This window comes from Leptolyngbya boryana PCC 6306 (assembly GCF_000353285.1).
GTDB classification, from domain to species: domain Bacteria; phylum Cyanobacteriota; class Cyanobacteriia; order Leptolyngbyales; family Leptolyngbyaceae; genus Leptolyngbya; species Leptolyngbya boryana.
The window spans coordinates 337397-355375 of the sequence record NZ_KB731326.1 but is presented as its reverse complement, the minus strand read 5'-3'; the positions used below and the strand labels follow the sequence as shown (position 1 = coordinate 355375).

General features: G+C 46.0%; 11 protein-coding genes. 2 read left to right on the top strand and 9 right to left on the bottom strand.

Annotated elements, in window-relative coordinates; all coding sequences use genetic code 11:
• Nucleotides 1–13: 13 nt before the first annotated feature.
• A complete protein-coding gene (locus LEPBO_RS0134940; protein WP_017292242.1) occupies nt 14–2551 on the bottom strand; it encodes a TonB-dependent receptor in 2538 nt (845 codons plus the stop codon).
• A gap of 140 nt (nt 2552–2691) precedes the next feature.
• Nucleotides 2692–3675: a helix-turn-helix transcriptional regulator gene (locus LEPBO_RS0134935; RefSeq protein WP_071596277.1), complete on the bottom strand. Its 984-nt coding sequence runs from the start codon at nt 3673–3675 to the stop codon at nt 2692–2694.
• Between the two features lie 355 nt (nt 3676–4030).
• Here LEPBO_RS0134935 and LEPBO_RS0134930 point away from each other — a divergent pair, with 355 nt between their 5' ends.
• Nucleotides 4031–6160 carry a heavy metal translocating P-type ATPase gene (locus LEPBO_RS0134930; protein WP_017292240.1) on the top strand — a complete coding sequence of 710 codons (2130 nt, stop codon included), beginning with the start codon at nt 4031–4033 and terminating at the stop codon, nt 6158–6160.
• 142 nt (nt 6161–6302) lie between these two features.
• Nucleotides 6303–7547: a hypothetical protein gene (locus LEPBO_RS0134925; protein ID WP_017292239.1), complete on the top strand. Its 1245-nt coding sequence runs from the start codon at nt 6303–6305 to the stop codon at nt 7545–7547.
• A 10-nt stretch (nt 7548–7557) separates the two neighbouring features.
• On the opposite strand, the gene LEPBO_RS39515 is transcribed toward LEPBO_RS0134925, so the two are convergent.
• From LEPBO_RS39515 to LEPBO_RS0134890, 7 genes are all read right to left on the bottom strand, one after another.
• Nucleotides 7558–8358: a hypothetical protein gene (locus LEPBO_RS39515; RefSeq protein WP_017292238.1), complete on the bottom strand. Its 801-nt coding sequence runs from the start codon at nt 8356–8358 to the stop codon at nt 7558–7560.
• Nucleotides 8359–8490: 132 nt separating this feature from the next.
• A complete protein-coding gene (locus tag LEPBO_RS0134915) occupies nt 8491–9414 on the bottom strand; it encodes a hypothetical protein (protein ID WP_017292237.1) in 924 nt (307 codons plus the stop codon).
• Nucleotides 9415–9552: 138 nt separating this feature from the next.
• Nucleotides 9553–10368: a C39 family peptidase gene (locus tag LEPBO_RS0134910; RefSeq protein WP_017292236.1), complete on the bottom strand. Its 816-nt coding sequence runs from the start codon at nt 10366–10368 to the stop codon at nt 9553–9555.
• Between the two features lie 109 nt (nt 10369–10477).
• Nucleotides 10478–10960, bottom strand: a complete 483-nt coding sequence (locus LEPBO_RS0134905) for a hypothetical protein (protein WP_017292235.1) — start codon at nt 10958–10960, stop codon at nt 10478–10480.
• Nucleotides 10961–10975: 15 nt separating this feature from the next.
• A complete protein-coding gene (locus LEPBO_RS0134900; protein ID WP_017292234.1) occupies nt 10976–14104 on the bottom strand; it encodes an efflux RND transporter permease subunit in 3129 nt (1042 codons plus the stop codon).
• 332 nt (nt 14105–14436) lie between these two features.
• Nucleotides 14437–14769, bottom strand: a complete 333-nt coding sequence (locus LEPBO_RS0134895; protein ID WP_017292233.1) for a hypothetical protein — start codon at nt 14767–14769, stop codon at nt 14437–14439.
• A gap of 89 nt (nt 14770–14858) precedes the next feature.
• Nucleotides 14859–17975 (bottom strand): efflux RND transporter permease subunit, encoded by a 3117-nt coding sequence (locus tag LEPBO_RS0134890; protein WP_017292232.1) that lies wholly within the window; start codon nt 17973–17975, stop codon nt 14859–14861.
• Nucleotides 17976–17979: the final 4 nt, after the last annotated feature.

Sequence of the window (17979 nt, the reverse complement as noted above, 5' to 3'; positions counted from 1 at the left end):
TGATCTTCTAGAATCAAAAAGTGAGCGAGAACGAACCGACAACCGTAAGCGGTGCACCAGGAGTAACAGTGGTTCTGCCAATTTCACTGGTTTCAAAATAGCGAGTATTGAATAAATTCTGGAAGTTAATTCCAGCCCGCCAGTTTCTTTGTCGATAGAAGATTGCAGCATCTGTGCGGAGGTAGCTGGGCAATTCAAAGCTGTTGTCTAAATCACCTGCTCGATCGCCAACATAAAACAAGCCGAGTCCGAATCCTAGTCCCTTCAATCCACTACTTTGGAGTTCATAGGTTGTCCATAAACTGGCTTTGTGGCGTGGAACATTGTTGATCGTGTTGCCAACGGGTAGATCATTGCTTCTTGTAATTTCGGCATTGGTATAGCTATAAGATGCAATCACGTTCCAGCCAGGGATCAGCGTGCCTGCAACATCTAACTCAATTCCTCGACTGCGCTGTTCTCCGATCGCAAGACTGAAGGCTTGATCGTTTGGATCAGTGGTTGCTACATTTGTTTTAGTGATTTGGTAAGCTGCAAGCGTTGCGGTAAATTGCTGATTGAGTTCGGCTCGAACACCAACTTCATATTGCGTTCCGCGTGTGGATTCGAGGAGTGAGCCATCTGCTTGAACACCGCTGTTGGGTGCAAACGATCGACTGTAGCTTGCGTAAAGCGATATCGGTCGAATCGGTTGATAGACAAGCCCAATTCGAGGACTAAAGGCTTGGTCTGCTTGCCTTGTTTCACTATTTGTTAATTTGTCTCGCAATCGTTGAGAAATTGTGTCAAATCGTCCACCTACTAGCAGTTTGAGATTATCGGTTAAAGCAATCTGATCTTGCAGAAAAATTCCGAGTCCATCGGTTGTCGTCGCATCGTCTCGTCGCAACTCTAGCTCTGAGCGGGACGGACGAGGACGTGTGTTGTAAATTGGGTTGAAAATGTTGATGTTGGGCGTGAAGCGATCGACAAACGTAGCATCAAAGGCATCGGGCGGTGTGGCAAATAATCCTTCCAATGTGTCGCGCTGCAAATCAAATCCTAACAATAGCTGATGATTGATCGAGCCAGTTTTGAAGTTACTGACTAGATCGGTTTGCATCAAAAAGACTTTAAATCGGTTGGCATTGTCGAAATAAGCCCGTGATAGTTCTCCGGTTGTTTCATCTAGCCCGATCGCAGTTGCACTTTTCACAACTTCGTAGGTGTCTAAAAATCTAAAGGCATTCCGAATTCTGAGGTTGTCGTTAAACCGATGCTGTAACTGATAGCCAATTCTGAACTGGTTCACATCTCGAAAGTCGCCCCGTTCGCCCAAAAAACGGTTAATTGGAATATCTGCAACGCCTGCTCCAAAGGCAGGAATGCCACGATCGAAGGTGCGACGATCGTAGAGGTAGCTAGAATTGATTGATAGATCGGTACGATCGCCAATCTTCCAACTCAGAACCGGAGCGACGAAAACATGCTCACTATTGACGAAATCACGAAAGCTACCTGCATTTTCATAGGCAGCATTCAAGCGATAGCGCACCGCTTTATCTGGGGTTAGCGGACCAGAAAAATCAAAGCTAGGACGGTAAAAACTGTAGCTGCCGATTAATAGATCTGCACTGTAGAAAGGCGTTGACAACGGTTGCTTCGTCACAATATTGATCACGCCTCCCGGCTCAACATTGCCGTAGAGAACTGAAGCTGGACCCTTCAAAACTTCAAGTTGCTCAATATTGGCAAAGTCCCGCAACGTTAGCCCACTTCCTGCATAGCTGTCTCTGATTCCATCGGTCAGCGTTGTCGCATCATTAAACCCACGAATGTTAAAGTTTTCCTGCGTTCCACCAAAGAGATTCCCCGTAAATACGCCACTCACATTCCGCAGTGCATCGTTTAGTCGCACCGTTTTCTGGTCTTCTAAAACCTGTTGTGGAACCACCTGAATCGATTGAGGAATGTCGCGCAGAGGAGTATCGGTTCGCGTTGCAGTTGAGGCGCTCGGAACCCGGTAAGGACTCGATCGACCCGTCACGGTAATTTCTTCTTCATCTCCTGAATCCGAGGCGGTTACGGCTAGCACGGCTCCATTGGAGCTAGGTTTGACGCTAATAGTCGGAACTTCTCGATCGCCTGTCACTCTGATTTCGACTCGATTTTCAGGCTGCTGAGTGACCGTGATGCTGGTAATCCCCGCGATCGGGTCTTTACTCGCAAATGAGTTGGCGTTTGGGAGTGCCAACACTGCATTCTCAATGGCAGCAACGAGCGTTTTCCCATCTTCCTGAGTTTCTGCTTGCAGGGTTGCACCTGTTGCAGTCTCTAAAATTACTTCGGTTCCAGAAGTGGTTCGATTTAGTCGAACACTTGTAATTTGAATCGGTGCAATCGGGGAAGTTGTATCAGGAACTTGCCCTAACCATTCTTTGACCGAAGTTGCTGCTCGCGGGATTTCTCGAATTCCTCGAATCGGTTCCGTTCGATCGCGCTCTTCTGCCCATCCAGGAATCGCAATCAGCAAACTAGACGTAACGACTAGAACTCCAAAAAATCGATCCATTCTCTCCCCACACATCTCTTGTAGAACGTCTTGCTGAGAATTAATCTCAACATCTGTGTGAAGAGTTTAAGTAGTTTTGACACCAAAAACTATCTAAAAATGAAGGTAGACTATCCCAAAACGGCGAATCACGATTCAATTTACGGCTTTTTTCCTTTCAAACACTCGCTCGGTGTAATCCCAAACCGTCGCTTGAACGTCGCCGCAAACTGCCCAAAATGCGAATAGCCCACCGCAATCGCGACCTCCGACACCCGCTTTTTGCCATCACTGAGCAACAACCTTGCCTGTTCCATCCGATATTGATGCAGATATTGAAAGGGCGTTACGCCAAACGCTTTACGAAATCCTTGTTTTAATTGGTAATGACTCAATCCAACCAGTTCTGCGAGCATCAGTTCTGAAGGGGGATGATCAAGCTGCTTCTCTAGGATTTCTTTCGCTTGCTGAACGCGATCGCGAATCTCTCGTTCTAATCCATTGATGGGTTTAGGAAATGACTCTGCTTCAACTCCCTGTTGCAATTGCAGCGCCATCAGTTCCAGGACTTTGCTTTCTAAATACATCCGCTTAATTAAGCCTTCAAACGGACATTGCAAAATCTGTTGCAATGCCGTTTGCATTTGTGATGTGATGATCCCAGCGCGAGTAAAGTATTTTTGATCGTATCTTCTAAACAAGTGCTGCATTGAGCTTGGAATTTCATCAGAATGAATTCCAACGAATGCCTTGAAAACTTCTGGCTCAATATGCACCACAACTTCTTGCTGTTGTTCATCGGGCGCAGGTTCACATAGCAAACTCGGAGCCATACCGCACCCACAGATGATCGTTTCACCTGGATGAAACGATTTATATTGAGTTTGCCCACTCCCAGCAAGCTGAAAGCCAAACTCTAAGGGATGCTCGCACTCAGATAACGCAAGGCTAACAGGTCGATGAAATTGATAATTAGCAATCTGAAGTAAGAATCCTTGACGGAGTTCAATGTCAATTTCTTGCCCTTCAGCCAATACTGCTGGATACCGAAACACAGTTTCAGAATAACCACTTTGAGTATCAGTTGTCTGATTTTGCTCTACATCCTGAAATAATGCAATGTAGTCTTGTTCAGAAATTTTCATATCTGCAACTCCTGACCGCAAAAACTCTGGATCAGCATTAAAAAATTGTATCAGTAAGGGATTGAACAGAATCGATGACGCAGCTCTCTTCAAAGGCATTCATCGCATTTACTTTGAGCGAAATGAGTGAACGTAAAACCAATGGCGTTAGCAGTTAGTAGAATCGAAAAACTTGAATAAAAGTATTCAGAAAGGTTGATTCAGGATTGCGATCGCTTACCCTATTATAAGCTCCCATACTGCTAACACTACGCCCAACTTCGTGAGCATTCTGCGTCGTAGCAGCTTAGCAAGTCTCTAACATTGCACTCCAGTTTCGCTCATCAAAGCATCACGCAAACCAGGAGGATCATCTGTGAACCACGATCATCGTCATCAGGAACCAAACCAACCCGATCCAGGGTATGTTGGGCACTTTGAACACGAAAAGCAATTAGAAAGAAACCTGCCTGATCCCGACCCACAGGGCGACCAGGGAGGTCACGGTAAGCATCCTAGCCATGATCAACACGGAGCGCACGATAAACACGCTGGACATAGCCCAGAAATCTTTAAGCGCCGCTTCTTCATTTGCCTGGTGCTAACGTTGCCTGTTCTCTATTTTGCGCCAATGTTTCAGGATTGGTTTAACTATCAAGCGCTTCAGTTTCCAGGTGTAAATTGGGTTACGCCCGTTCTTTCGACAATTATCTATTTTTACGGTGGCTGGGTTTTTCTGCGTGGAGCTTGGTATGAACTCCGCAGCAAAATTGGCATGATGACGCTGATCGCTCTAGCCATCACCGTCGCGTATGTTTACAGTGTGGCAGTATCTCTTGGATTGCCCGGAGATTCTTTCTACTGGGAACTCGCAACCTTAGTTGACATCATGCTACTCGGTCACTGGATTGAAATGGCTTCTGTTCAAGGAGCCAGCCGCGCTCTAGAGCATCTCGCAAATCTAGTTCCGTCTGTCGCTCACAAACAGGTAGACGGACGTATACAAGATGTACCCGTTAGCTCACTAACTGAGGGAGATCAAATTCTGATTCGTCCCGGTGAACAAGTGCCGATCGATGGTGAAGTTATAGACGGAAACTCTAGCGTCAACGAAGCGTTTTTAACCGGAGAATCGCGCCCAGTCGTTAAAAAAGCGAATGATGAGGTTGTCGCTGGAGCCGTCAATGGAGAAGGAGCTTTGACGATTACAGTCACTCGCACCGGAGATAAAACAACGCTGAGCCAGATTATGCGCTTAGTTGAGGAAGCACAGGCATCTAAAAGTCGATATCAAACACTCGCCGACCAGCTTGCTTACTGGCTGACTTTGATTGCGATCGCAGTTGCAACGCTAACATTCGTTCTTTGGTTATCGATCGGAACAGGAGGATTAACATTTGCGATTAATCGAGCAGTGACAGTGTTAGTCATTGCCTGTCCTCATGCCTTGGGATTAGCAATTCCTTTGGTGATCGTCAACGCAACAGCGATGTCTGCTAAGAACGGTATTTTAGTGCGAAACCGAGAAGCGTTTGAACGAGCGCGAGGCATTCAGAGGATCGCTTTCGATAAGACGGGAACCTTGACAGAAGGGCGGTTTGGAGTACAAAGAGTCTATGCTGATGGCATTGATGAGCTACAAGCTTTGTTAATTGCTGCCTCTTTAGAATCCTTGTCAGAACATCCGCTCGGACAATCGATCGTGCAAGAAGCAAACAACCGCAAGATGCAGCTTGCTAAAACGAATGATTTTAAAGCAGTACCCGGTCAGGGAGTTGAAGGCATTGTGAACGGTCAGCGTTATCGGGTTGGAAGACCAGAATGGGTTGAGGAGTTAAAACTGCGATTTCCTTCAACACTACAAAAAGCACTGCAAGAGAGCGAATCTCGTGGTGAAAGCGCGATCGTCCTCCTGAATGATCAACAAGTTCTTGCACTATTTGGGTTAGCAGATCAGGTGCGAGAACGAGCAAAACAGGCGATACAACGCTTGCATGAGATGGAAGTTGAGACGGTGATGATCACCGGAGATGCGGAAGCAGTTGCAAAAACGGTTGCAGCGGAATTAAATATCGATCGCTACTATGCTCGTGTGCTACCGCAAGACAAAGCTGCGCTGATTCGACGATTAAAAGCTGAGAAGCCCACAGCGTTTGTTGGTGATGGGATCAATGATGCCCCTGCTTTGTTTGAAGCAGATTTGGGACTTGCGATCGGAGCCGGAACCAATGTCGCGATCGAGTCGGCTGATCTAGTCTTAGTGAAAAGCGATCCGCTTGATGCAACTTACGCGCTGAAGCTTGCAAAAGCGACCTATAACAAAATGACTCAGAACTTGTTTTGGGCGACCGGATATAATGTGATCGGCATTCCCTTAGCGGCAGGGATTGCGGCTCCGTTTGGCATTCTATTATCGCCAGCAGTCGGCGCAATCTTCATGAGTGTTTCGACCGTTGTTGTTTCGATTAATGCAATGCTGTTACGCCGTCTTCGTTTGGATGATTGAATAGAGTAGAATACCACTAAACTAGGTAGCATAAGTTACTCGGAATTAGGTTTATCTCCTGAAATTTTCTGAGTCATAATAAGAGCAAGAATGCCTCTAGTAGATTGAGCATTCTGCTTCTTTATGCAAGGTTGCAAAATTGATGACTGAATTGTTGAATGTCGTTCGTCAGTATAAACAAGACCCGGAATCTGTTTACAGCACTTGGTTTATCAACAACGAGGATCGATTGAAAGCGTTTCGATCGATTCGTCGTGGCGTTCTGACTGTGGTTCAGGATATCAAAACTGGAAGCTTCGGGAATGATTTCAAAGGCTCCTCACTAGAATTTGTGTTGACCTGCATTACCGAGCAAAAGCAAGTTTTTGAAGGAGCAGCCCATCCGTTCTATTGGAAGCCGAAACTTCGCATTCCTGACATCTACGAGAATGAAGCTAATAAAGTTGCCTTTGGTCAGTTTCTTGAAACTTGTTTAAGTGCAACTAAAGAAGAGCAGCTTGTTAAGCAAATCATCAAATTATCAGAGAGAAATATTAAGGGGTTAGGTCCTGCGGTTGCTAGTATCCTCTATTTTCTGCACCCGACCCTGATTCCGCCTTTCAATACTGCGATCGTCAACGGATTTAATCTACTCTTCAACGAAAAGCAGAAACTTGGTTCGTGGACAAGTTATTTGAAAATGCGAGAAGTGATTTTGCACACAAATGCTCAGTATCGAACCGAGCTATCAACGGATTTAGGTGCGATCGCAGGTTTACTCTTCGAGATTGGCGCAAATAAACTTCTGATTGAAAGTAGCGCAGCACTAGACGATACACAAAAAACTAAGGTTGAGAAGTTGCTCAAAAAGCGACATGCAGAGGTTTTGTCAGAGCAGCAGGAAGAGGATTTACACACAGAAATGCAGTACCATCTTGTGAAAATTGGTCATGCTTTGGGGTATGACGTGGTTGTTGCCAGTAACGATCGTTCTAAAGCCTATCAGGACAGCAAGTTTTCATTTCTCTGCATTCCTTGTTTACCAAAAATGGAGGCAGATCAAGACACATTTAACACCATTGGTTTAATTGATGTGTTGTGGCTAGAAAAAGGAACAAACCGGGTTGTGAGCGCGTTTGAAGTTGAGAAAAGTACCTCAATCTACTCTGGAATCCTAAGACTGAGTGATCTTGCTGTCTCATTTCCACACAATTTGAGAACGCTCTTTTTAGTCGTTCCGAATCAGCGCGAGAAAGAAGTCATTCTTCAGCTTAAACGCCCGTCAATTAAACAGCAAAACGTACCGATTCAATACATTCTCTTCTCGGAGCTTCGCCAGCATTGCGATGCAATTTGTAAGTTTGGTACAGATCACAACGCGATGACCAAAATTGCCAAGGTTGCATGAAGCATCTATGCTATTCATTCATCGTGCGATAGGTGACTACAGCAGAAGGTGATAGTCGATTGAGATAGCGAAAAATCCAATACTTGCCGATCGCATCAAGCGTCACTGGAAACGTAGCAATGAATATCCCAACAAACTGCTTATTCTCAGGTAGCCCATAGTGGCTTAAAACGCTGTTTAGAGCTACATCCCAACCGTAAGATGAATGAAAACCTACAAAAATATCTGTAAATAAAATAATCAAAAACGCTTTTGCAGAATCGCTCAAGCCAGCAAGTAATTGACCTAAGAATCGCTTCAAATTTTTAAGCTGAGATTGACTTTTCAGGATGAGAATAAGAAAAACAGTCAAAGCTAGAAAATCCGCCGTAAGATTCTTAATAACTTCTGTGTTTCCTTTACGGTACTCTTCTGCTAAATCCACTACTTTATTTTGCAGTTTTGCTTCCATAATCGATGTAGAGTTTTCTGACACACCTTGCAAAAGCGACTCAAAGCGGAGACGGTTTTTATAGTTTTGCAGTTCTTGAAGAATTCGCTCTTCTTGAAATCCTTCAAGTCGAGATTCTACTTGTTGATAGTTCTCGAAATATTGAGACAATGGTTCAACGACTAGCGTTTTGGTCGCTTGGTTCACAAGTAATGGAATCAGCAACAGCAATAAAATGTAGCGAAGAGCAGAAATTGTTTGATTCCGAGATACTTGAAATGCTGCTGTAACTTTTGATTCGCTGCTGAAATTAAATTGTTGTAGTTTACTCCAAAAATTTCGCTTCTCTTGTTTTCGGGAAGTGTCCCCTGATTTCTTCATCGTATTACTGCGTTGCTAACCTTTCCTAAGAGTTCTGGAGAAGACAACCGCTCTCATGAACTCTGGTTATGTTGCTGGAGATCAGGTAAAGATGCGATCGCGTTAACTCTTACGATCGCGGCTTTGCTGAAGTTACTGAACGTCAATCCAGAAATCCGAGACAACGATTTTGCCACCCCGATTAAATTGTCCCCATAGCTTATACTTTCCAGGCTGCGGAAACGTGGTCATAAATGCTACTTGTCCTTGCGGTGCTCTCTTCATTGCATGAGCATGAATATAATCTGCTCTGCTGAGGTCTTGAGACTGCTTGAGAATCACCAGATGTCCCTGCTCACCTAAATAGGGCTGGAGGTCTTGAATCGGCTGATTGTTTTTGTCTTGAAGATTAAATGCGAGCGTCACCTCCTGCCCTGCTTTAACGGTTGGAGTCGAGAGCGAGAGATCAACTTTGGTCGTATCGATCGTTTTACTGCGCTCTAGATTAATTGCTGGTGTTGCGGGTGGTGTTCCGGGAACTTGAGTCTTCATCACCGAAACGGCTTCGGCTTTTCCAGCAGGTTTATAGTCACTAATCAGCGTGTAGCTACCTGCTTGCGGTAAGGCGGTTTCGACTTCAAACAGCCCGTTGCCTTTGTACGTCGGATGAAGGTGTTGAAAGACCTGTAAATCGTTGCTGACGACGATCAAGTGCATCAGCTTTTCTTGGAACGTGTCGAATTTTGAGATTGCTTTGCCTTGAGCATCTTGAACTGCGATCGTCAGTCTGCTTGGTTGATTAACGGTCAAGTTTCCGCTTGTTGTAAGCGTGGCTTGGGTTGTAACTGCGTTTGCATTCGATCCGTGTTCACCGTGAGCATCGTCATGAGACATTCCCGGCATTGATGAATGCTCCATTCCGTTCATCTGAGCATGAGAGGAATGCTCACTATCTGCGGTAGCAGGTTGGTTTCCTACTGAATTACGTGTTACTGCAATTGTGGCAACTGTTGCGGCAGTCATAAGACCAATCACACCGTAACGACGCATTTTCTTGCTCATCGATCGCTGAGTCATGAGAGAGTACCACTAATCAAATCAATCGCTGTGGGTGAACAAAGTCACCCACTGCTGCTCGTGTGTGAGACGAACTATTTCTTAGATTAAACAATGAACATGAAAACAGAATGAAATAAGCTACGAAGTGCAAAAAAGTCATGCCTTTGTAATGCGATGCAGCCACAAGTAGTTTTCACCTTCAGGCGAACACTTCGCTTTGATGAGTTCGTTCGAGTAATGCAAATTCTCACCTGAAAAATCATTGCGATAACCCGACTCAAACCACTCACCAAACGGATCGTTCACAAAAAATCCAGCCGAATCATAGCCTCGAACGACCATAATATGACCAAAGCTCGTAAAGTAACCGTGAATAATACAGGCATAGCCTTCTGCGATCGCTTTGCGAATGTCCCATAATCTTGCTCGTGTGGTAAAGTCTACCTTTAGCCCATAAGCCTCACCCATTTGCGCTAGATCGTAAGGGTCCCAGCGAGACAAACCCTTATTTTCTAAAAACCGATACAGTTCATCTTCAAACTGAACTGCGTTAGTGCGTTGTGGAATCTTAAAATAATCCATCACCATTGCGTAAGATGTGACGTTGCAGGCTCCTCTAGGATTCAACGCATTATCCATCTGACTCTTGTGCGGAATATTTAGCCTTTTTGTTTTTGGTAATCGATAAAAGATTGAAGGAAGGGTGATTTTAGGTGACTCAGGTTGTGTTATCTGACCCTGACTGTTAATCAATTGAATATGAGGCTGATAAACGTACCAAGTATTTCGCGGTGGATTGCCCAAGAAGTCGTTGAATAGTGCAACCTTAAGATGATTTTTGTCGATCTCTTTCCAAGAATGAATTTCAAAGACTCTCCCTGCATTCACGCTTACTTTGTCTTGAGCAGACAGCTTCGATGAATCCAAGGTAGATTGCTTAAAAAAGGTTGTTTGGCTAACTTTTAGTTTCATAGATACTCCAAATCATGCAATGTTGCATCAAAAACATCTGTAAAGCCAGCCTCTAACAACGCGCTTGCTTTACAGATGTTTCTAAATAGCGGGATTCAAGCTGTCAGCCTTACAGCTTGAAGGCATACCGAGCATTCACTTTCTCGCTACCAATCTCAGACTGCACAGCGACTTTATATTCTCCTGCCGCAGCACTAGGTAGTTTAGCTGTATAGTGCTTTCCATCTGCGTCGTAAGTCATGGGAACGGATTGTTGGCTTCCATCGGGAAGTTGTACCTGTGCAGTGACTTTCGCGTTTGGAATCGTTTCGTGATTGTCGCCTTTCTGCACAAATAAATCTAGGTGAGTTTCATTTCCTTCCTTTTCAGGCTTGAGTTCCAAATGGTAAGCACCAGACTCAACCACAATTCCGCCCCCCGCTTTATGGTCAGCATCATGATTGGCTGAAGGAGAAGAGCTTGCAGCAGGACTATTACTTACAGCAGGACTATTGGCTGGCGCACTCGCTTGGTTGCCACCACTGCTACACGCACCGAGAAACAGTAGACCTGCGCTACCAGCAACAATCAAAAAGGATTTCAGCGTTTTCATGGTTATCTCCTGAATTTAAGATTCTGCAACATTGAGATGAGAAACACGATCGTCATTTTCAGCGATCGCGTCGGACTGTTTTGGCATCATAAACTTTCCAAAGAGCGAATACAAAGCGGGAAGCACCAGCAGTGTTAATGCAGTAGACGTGAATAGTCCTCCTAGAACAACTACGGCGAGCGGCTGCAAAATCTCTTTGCCTGCACCCGATCCAATGACCAGTGGAACCATGCCTAATGCTGATGCAAGTGCGGTTAATAGGATAGCAACTAATCGCTCCATTGAGCCTTCCACAATCACTTGCTTAAGCGGAATGCCTTGAGCTAATTGCTGGTTGTAGTTATCGACTAACAGTAAACCATTTCGAGTTGCGACCCCAAACAGCGTAATAAATCCGACCATTGATGCGACCGAGATAATTCCGCCACTGACCGCAACAGAAATCACACCTCCAATCAATGCTAATGGCAAGTTGATCATAATCATCAAGGTTGCTGGAATTGATTTCACAGCGAAGTAGAGCAGGACTGAAATGATCGCAAATGCGGCAAGCCCAGCAATGATTAGGGTTTGAGTGGCTTGTTCTTGTGCCTGGAACTGTCCCCCAAATTCGACATAGTAGCCGCTAGGGAGTTTGACTTGTTTCACACGATCACGTACATCTTTGATCACTGATCCTAAATCTCGCCCTGACACATTCGCAGAAACGACAATTAAGCGCGAGACGTTTTCTCGATTGATTGTACTGGGTCCTTCGCCATAGACAACTTTTGCCACTTGAGAAAGCGGAATCTTTTGGTTATTCGGCGTATCAATTAGCAAATTGCCAATCACATCCAAGTTATTCCGATATTGCTCTTGCAACCAGACCACCAGGTTAAAGGTTTGTTGCTTCTCTAAGACTTGTGAAACAGTCCGCCCATTCAGTCCAGTTTCGATCGTTTCTGCAAGTTCTCCAATGCTGAGTCCGTATCGGGCTGCCGCTTCACGATCAAATTGAATTTGCACCTGTTTGACTGGAACTTGAGGTTCAAGCTGTAAATCGACCAAGCCTGGAATGCTGCTCATGGCAGATTGAACTTCCTGCCCGACCGTCCGAAGCTGATCGAGTTCAGCCCCGTAGATTTTGACGGCGATCGCGCTTCTTACTCCTGACAAAATCTCATCCATCCGGTGAGAAATAAATCCACCAATGTTAATCACAACGCCCGGAATCTTCTCACCTTCTTTTCGCAATGCCTCAATCACTTTTTCTCGTTCTTTCGCGCCTTCTTCACTGATTTCAACGTCTAATTCGCCAAAGTTCACGCCTGCAACATCCGGATCACCCTGAGCAAAGCCAGACCGAAACTGGATTGACTCAATTCGCTTATCGTCTTTAAATACCTCCTCAAAGTCGAGAGCCGCTTGATTGGTTGCTTCTAGCGACTCTCCCGGAAATAGAATCACCGCATTGACTAACTGACGATCTTGAAATTCAGGTAAAAAGACGCTGCCCAAAGTCGGCAGGATGATCAGAGACGCGATGAAACCTGCGATCGCAGCCGTTAAAACGACTTTAGGACGACGAATCGAAAATCTTAAAGCGGGACGATAGACTTGATGTGCTTTGCGTTCGAGCCAGGTTTCAGTACTGGGTAAACGACGATTCGCCAACAGCAACGCACACAATGCAGGAGTGAGCGTCAATGCTACCGCAGTCGAAGCCAAGATTGACAGAAGGTAGGCAAGTCCCATCGGGGTAAAAATTCGACCTTCAACGCCTGAGAGGGCGAAAATTGGCGCAAAGATGACCACAATGATGATCGTTGCAAACAAAACGCTGGTTCTGACTTCGATCGATCCATCAAATACAACTTGCAATGGCGGTTTAGGATTCTCCGCAACCTGATTCTCCCGCAATCGACGATAGACATTTTCCATATCGACGATCGCATCATCAACAACTGAACCAATCGCAACGACTAAGCCGCCTAGCGTCATCGTGTTAATACCTTGCCCTGTCCAGTTAAGAACAATCATTCCGACGAGCAACGAGAGCGGCAATGCGCTGAGGCTAATCACCACGGTGCGCCAGTTCATCAGAAATGCAATCAGCACTACTGACACAATGATCACGCCGTCTCTTAATGCGTCTCTGACGTTCTCGATCGACAAGCCAATAAACAGATTTTGATCAAACGTCTTGAAGAATTTCACATCCGGTGGTAGTCCCCCTTTGAGATCTTCCATTGCTGCATCTACAGCTTTTACAACCGTCGGTGTATCTGCATTCGGTTGCTTCGTTACTGTGAGAATCACCGATCGCTTGCCGCGAAACAATCCATCACCTCGTCTAAGTGCAGCTCCAATTTTCACCTCTGCCACTTGTTCGAGCAGAATCGGAGTTCCATTAACGGATTTAATGACCGACCGCTTCAGTGGCTCGATCGATTCAATTCGTCCAATGCCTCGAACTAATAGTTCTTGATCTGGTGTAACAACAAATCCACCCGGAACATTCACGTTAGCATTCTGAGCTGCTTTCACCACGTCATTGATCGACACATTGAATGCTTTGAGCTTGTTGGGATCAACTAGCACTTGATACTGTCGTTCATCCCCACCATAGAGAAAAACATTACTCACACCTGGAACGGCTAATAATCGGTTTTTGATATCCCATCCGACTAGCCTTGAGACTTCCATTAACGGCGTTGTTTCTGAAGTGAAGGCATATTTCACAGTCCAACCGAGTGGTGAACTCACAGGTAAGATTTCTGGCTGATCCACGCCTTGAGGCAAAATGCTCTGGGTGCGCCCTAATCGCTCAGTTACAAGCTGACGGGCGCGATAAACATCAGTGTCCCATCCAAAAACTGCTTTGACTGAAGAGATCCCAACTGCCGAGGCGGATCGTAAAGAGACAAGTCCGGGCGTTCCGTTGATCGCGCTTTCAATTGGACGAGTCACGAGTGATTCGACTTCTTCGGGTGCGAGTCCAGCCGCTTCAGTTTGAATTTCAACTTGGGGCGGGGCAAACGCTGGAAACACATCCAAAGGCATTTGAGTAATGACGCGCAGTCCCCAAAGTGAAAGGAGAATTGAGGCAAGGACAATCAGCCATCGTTGCGCGATCGACCATTTGACAATCGAGTTGAGCATCGTTCTTCTGAACACTCCCTTGGGAAAATCGGCAGATTGTATGCCTACAACCAACAACTCATCATGACAGGAAATTATGAAATGGGAATGAAACTAGAACTAGGCTCAACAATTAGTCGAGGAAAATGCTCATTTTTTCCTCAATCTGCAAGCGTAAATTCTAAGTGATGTGCGGGAAATTAATGACTCCTCGCACTGTTGTTGACGATAGCTATCATCAACTATTACCGTCTCAGGTGCTTATGGAACCAGGATGACGTGAAAAAAGCCGCTTTAAAGGTAGAACGGCTGATATTTATGCGAAACTCGATCGCTAATGATTGAAAGAAGGTTCAAGTACACATTGCCCGCATATTTCGCCAAATTACATTTCTGAGATGAGTTGGATTGTTAGGAACAGGCGGCTTTGCTTTCGCTGCATCTCCAGTACAGCGGCGATGCAATGTGGTAGGAGTTCTCATTTGGGCTTGAACGGTTGCGTTCTGGGTGTGAGAACCATTGATTGCATTTTGATTGCGGAGAGTATTAGGTTGTGGTTGAGGTAGGGTTGCTGATGGAGTCGTATTTACTGAAGACGGAACAGTAAGTTGATTTGCAAAAGCAGTAGGAATCGAGATTACGGAAAGGACGATCGCAATTGATACAAAGATCAGCGGAGTTCTCATATTAGTTCTCCTGAGCATTCATATCTCTATGTTGTTTCAACAATATGAAATGCACATGAAATCAGCAAAATAATAGAGAGAGAAAGTCGTTATTGGCTCTGCACAAGCTTCATCGAGCTATCAAGCGCAGTCTTCTTTTTAGAGAAAAGGAGATGAGCGAATCGACTATAGAGTGCAGGGATGATTAACAGCGTCAAAGCAGTTGAGGTGAATAATCCTCCTAGCACGACGATCGACAATGGCTGCAAAATTTCTTTACCAGGTCCACCTGAGATCACAAGCGGAGCAAGCCCCAATGCAGACGTAAAAGCAGTCATCAAAATCGCGTTAAGCCGTTCCATTGTGCCTTTGACTAACACATCTTTGAGTGGCATTCCCTCAGCTAATTTAGTGTTGTAGTTATCGACTAATAGCAATCCATTGCGAGTCGCAACCCCAAAGAGCGTCACAAACCCTACGAGTGATGCAACCGAAATCACACCGCCTGTTAACGCAACCGAAAACACTCCACCGACTAACGCTAATGGTAGATTGACCATGATCATGATTGTCGAGGGAATTGATTTGACGGACAAATACATCAGCACAGCAATTACAACTGCTGCGATCGCGCTAAAAATCAGAATGTTCTGGGTTGCCCGTTCTTCTGCCTCAAACTGTCCTCCATACTGAATAAAGTAGCCTGCCGGCAGCTGCACGTTCTGGTTCACTTTAGCTTGAATTTCGTTGACAATTGATCGCATATCTCGCCCTTCCGCATTCGCCGCTACAACGATTAGCCGTGAAACGTTTTCCCGGTTAATCGTGTTTGGTCCTTGACCTTGCGTAATCGCAGCAACTTGAGCTAAAGGAATTTTCTGTCCGGTCGGAGTATCGACTAACAATCTTGAAATGGTCTCTAAATTTGTTCTTGCTTCAGGCTTTAACCAAACCAGCAAATCAAACGTTTGCTGCTGTTCTAGAACTTGTGAAACGACTTGTCCGTTCAGTGCTGTTTCAACGATATCTGACAGATTGCCAACGGTAAGTCCATAACGCCCAGCCGCCGCCCGATCGAACTTGATCTGCACCTGCTCGATCGGGATCTGAGGCTCAAGCTGTAAATCGACGATGCCTTTAATGGATTGCATCTGTGTTTCAACTTGCTCCCCAATTGTTCGCAGTTGAGCTAGGTCTGTGCCGAAGATTTTGACCGCGATCGCGCTTCTCACCCCTGACAAAACTTCATCCATCCGGTGAGAAATAAAGCCACCAATGTTGGGTGCAACACCGGGTAATCGCGCCATTTCTTGCCGCAGTTTCTCGATGCTACTGTTCCGCTCTTTCAATCCTTTTTCAGACAGATCCACATCCAAATGCGCTAAGTTCACGCCTGCGGCATCCCCATCACCAGGGGCACGCCCGGAGCGCATCTGAACGTACTCGAAACGAGGATCATCTTTAAGGGCATGTTGAATCGCTTCTGCGGCGGCATTGGTGGCTTCGAGTGAGGTTCCCGGATACAGCATTAATGTGTTCACAAGCGTTTTTTCCTGAAACGCTGGCAAAAACTCCCGACCCAGAGCGGGCACAATGACAATTGCAGCGATCGAGGTTGCAATGGCAACAGAAATAATCACCCTTGATCGACGAATTGCAAAGTCTAAAAACGGGGCATAAAGACGTTTGAAAAATCGCGCCACCCAAGGCTCAGTTTCAGGTAAATTTCCATACGGCAGCAACAGCGCACATAAAGCAGGAGTCACTGTTAATGCCGTCACGCTCGATGCTAATACTGCCACCATGTAACCAATTCCCATCGGGATAAAAATGCTGCCCTCTACACCACCGAGCGCAAACACCGGAGAGAAGACTACGATCGTGATCAGCGTTGCCCCAAACACCGAATCTCGCACTTCTTGGCAGCCTTCCAAGACGACTTCTAACACCGGGCGACGCTCAGCCGCATATTTGTTTTCTCGCAGTGATCGAAACACATTTTCCGCATCCACAATCGCATCATCGACCGCCGACCCGATCGCGACTGCCAATCCCCCCAGTGTCATCGTGTTCAAGCCTTGTCCTAGCCAGTCGAGCGCCATTACACCGATCAGCAACGATAGCGGCAATGCAACGAAACAAATGACTAAACTCCGCCAGTTCATGAGGAACGGAATCAGAATGATCGCAACGATAATTGCACCTTCGACCAACGCTGATCGCACATTCTCGATCGAGGAATCAATATAGTCCTCTTGGCGAAAGGTGACATCGATTTTGATATCTTTCGGTAACCCTGTTTTGATTTCCGCCATTGCTGTCTCGATCGCTCGCGTCACCGTAGGCGTATCTGCCATCGGTTGTTTGTTCACCATCACAATCACAGCTTTGCGACCATTGAGGCTACTGTCTCCGCGCTTTAAAGCAGATCCGATCATCACGTCTGCCACATCCGATAACCGAACCGGAGTTCCATTCCGAGCAGTCACCACCGATTGTTTGAGGTCTTCAATCGATTCGATGCGTCCAATCCCGCGAATCAAGCGTTCTCGATCCGGTGTAATTAAAAAGCCTCCTGGTGCATTCACATTCGCCCCTGCAACCGCTTCTCTGACCTGCTGAAGCGACACATTGAACGAGGTGAGTTTTGCCGGATCAACGAGGACTTGATACTGCCGCATGTCGCCGCCATAGGCGATCACTTGACTCACTCCCGGCACCGCTAACAAGCGATTTGTGACCTGCCAATCGACCAAGCGCCGCACGTCCATGAGCGAGGTCGTCTCAGGAGTAAAAGCGTACTGCATCACCGTACTAATGGGTGACGTAATTGGAGAAATTTGCGGCGTTTCGACTCCTTCTGGAAGTTTGCTTTGCGCCTGCTGGAGCCGCTCAGTGACAAGCTGTCGCGCTTGATAGATATCTGTTCCCCAGTTGAAAACGACTTTCACGACTGAAAGTCCGGGTGCTGAAGCGGATCGCACTGCCGAAACGCCCGGTGTACCGTTAATCGCACTCTCGATCGGCAATGTCACCAGGGATTCAATTTCTTCTGGCGCGAGTCCTGCGGATTCGGTTTGAATTTCAACTTGGGGCGGTGCAAAGCTCGGAAACACATCGAGCGGCATTTGAACGATCGTGCGGAAAATCCAAATCGTGACGACGATCGTGCCTAAGATAACTAGCCAACGACGCGCAATTGACCACTTGAGAATCGCATTCAGCATAGCA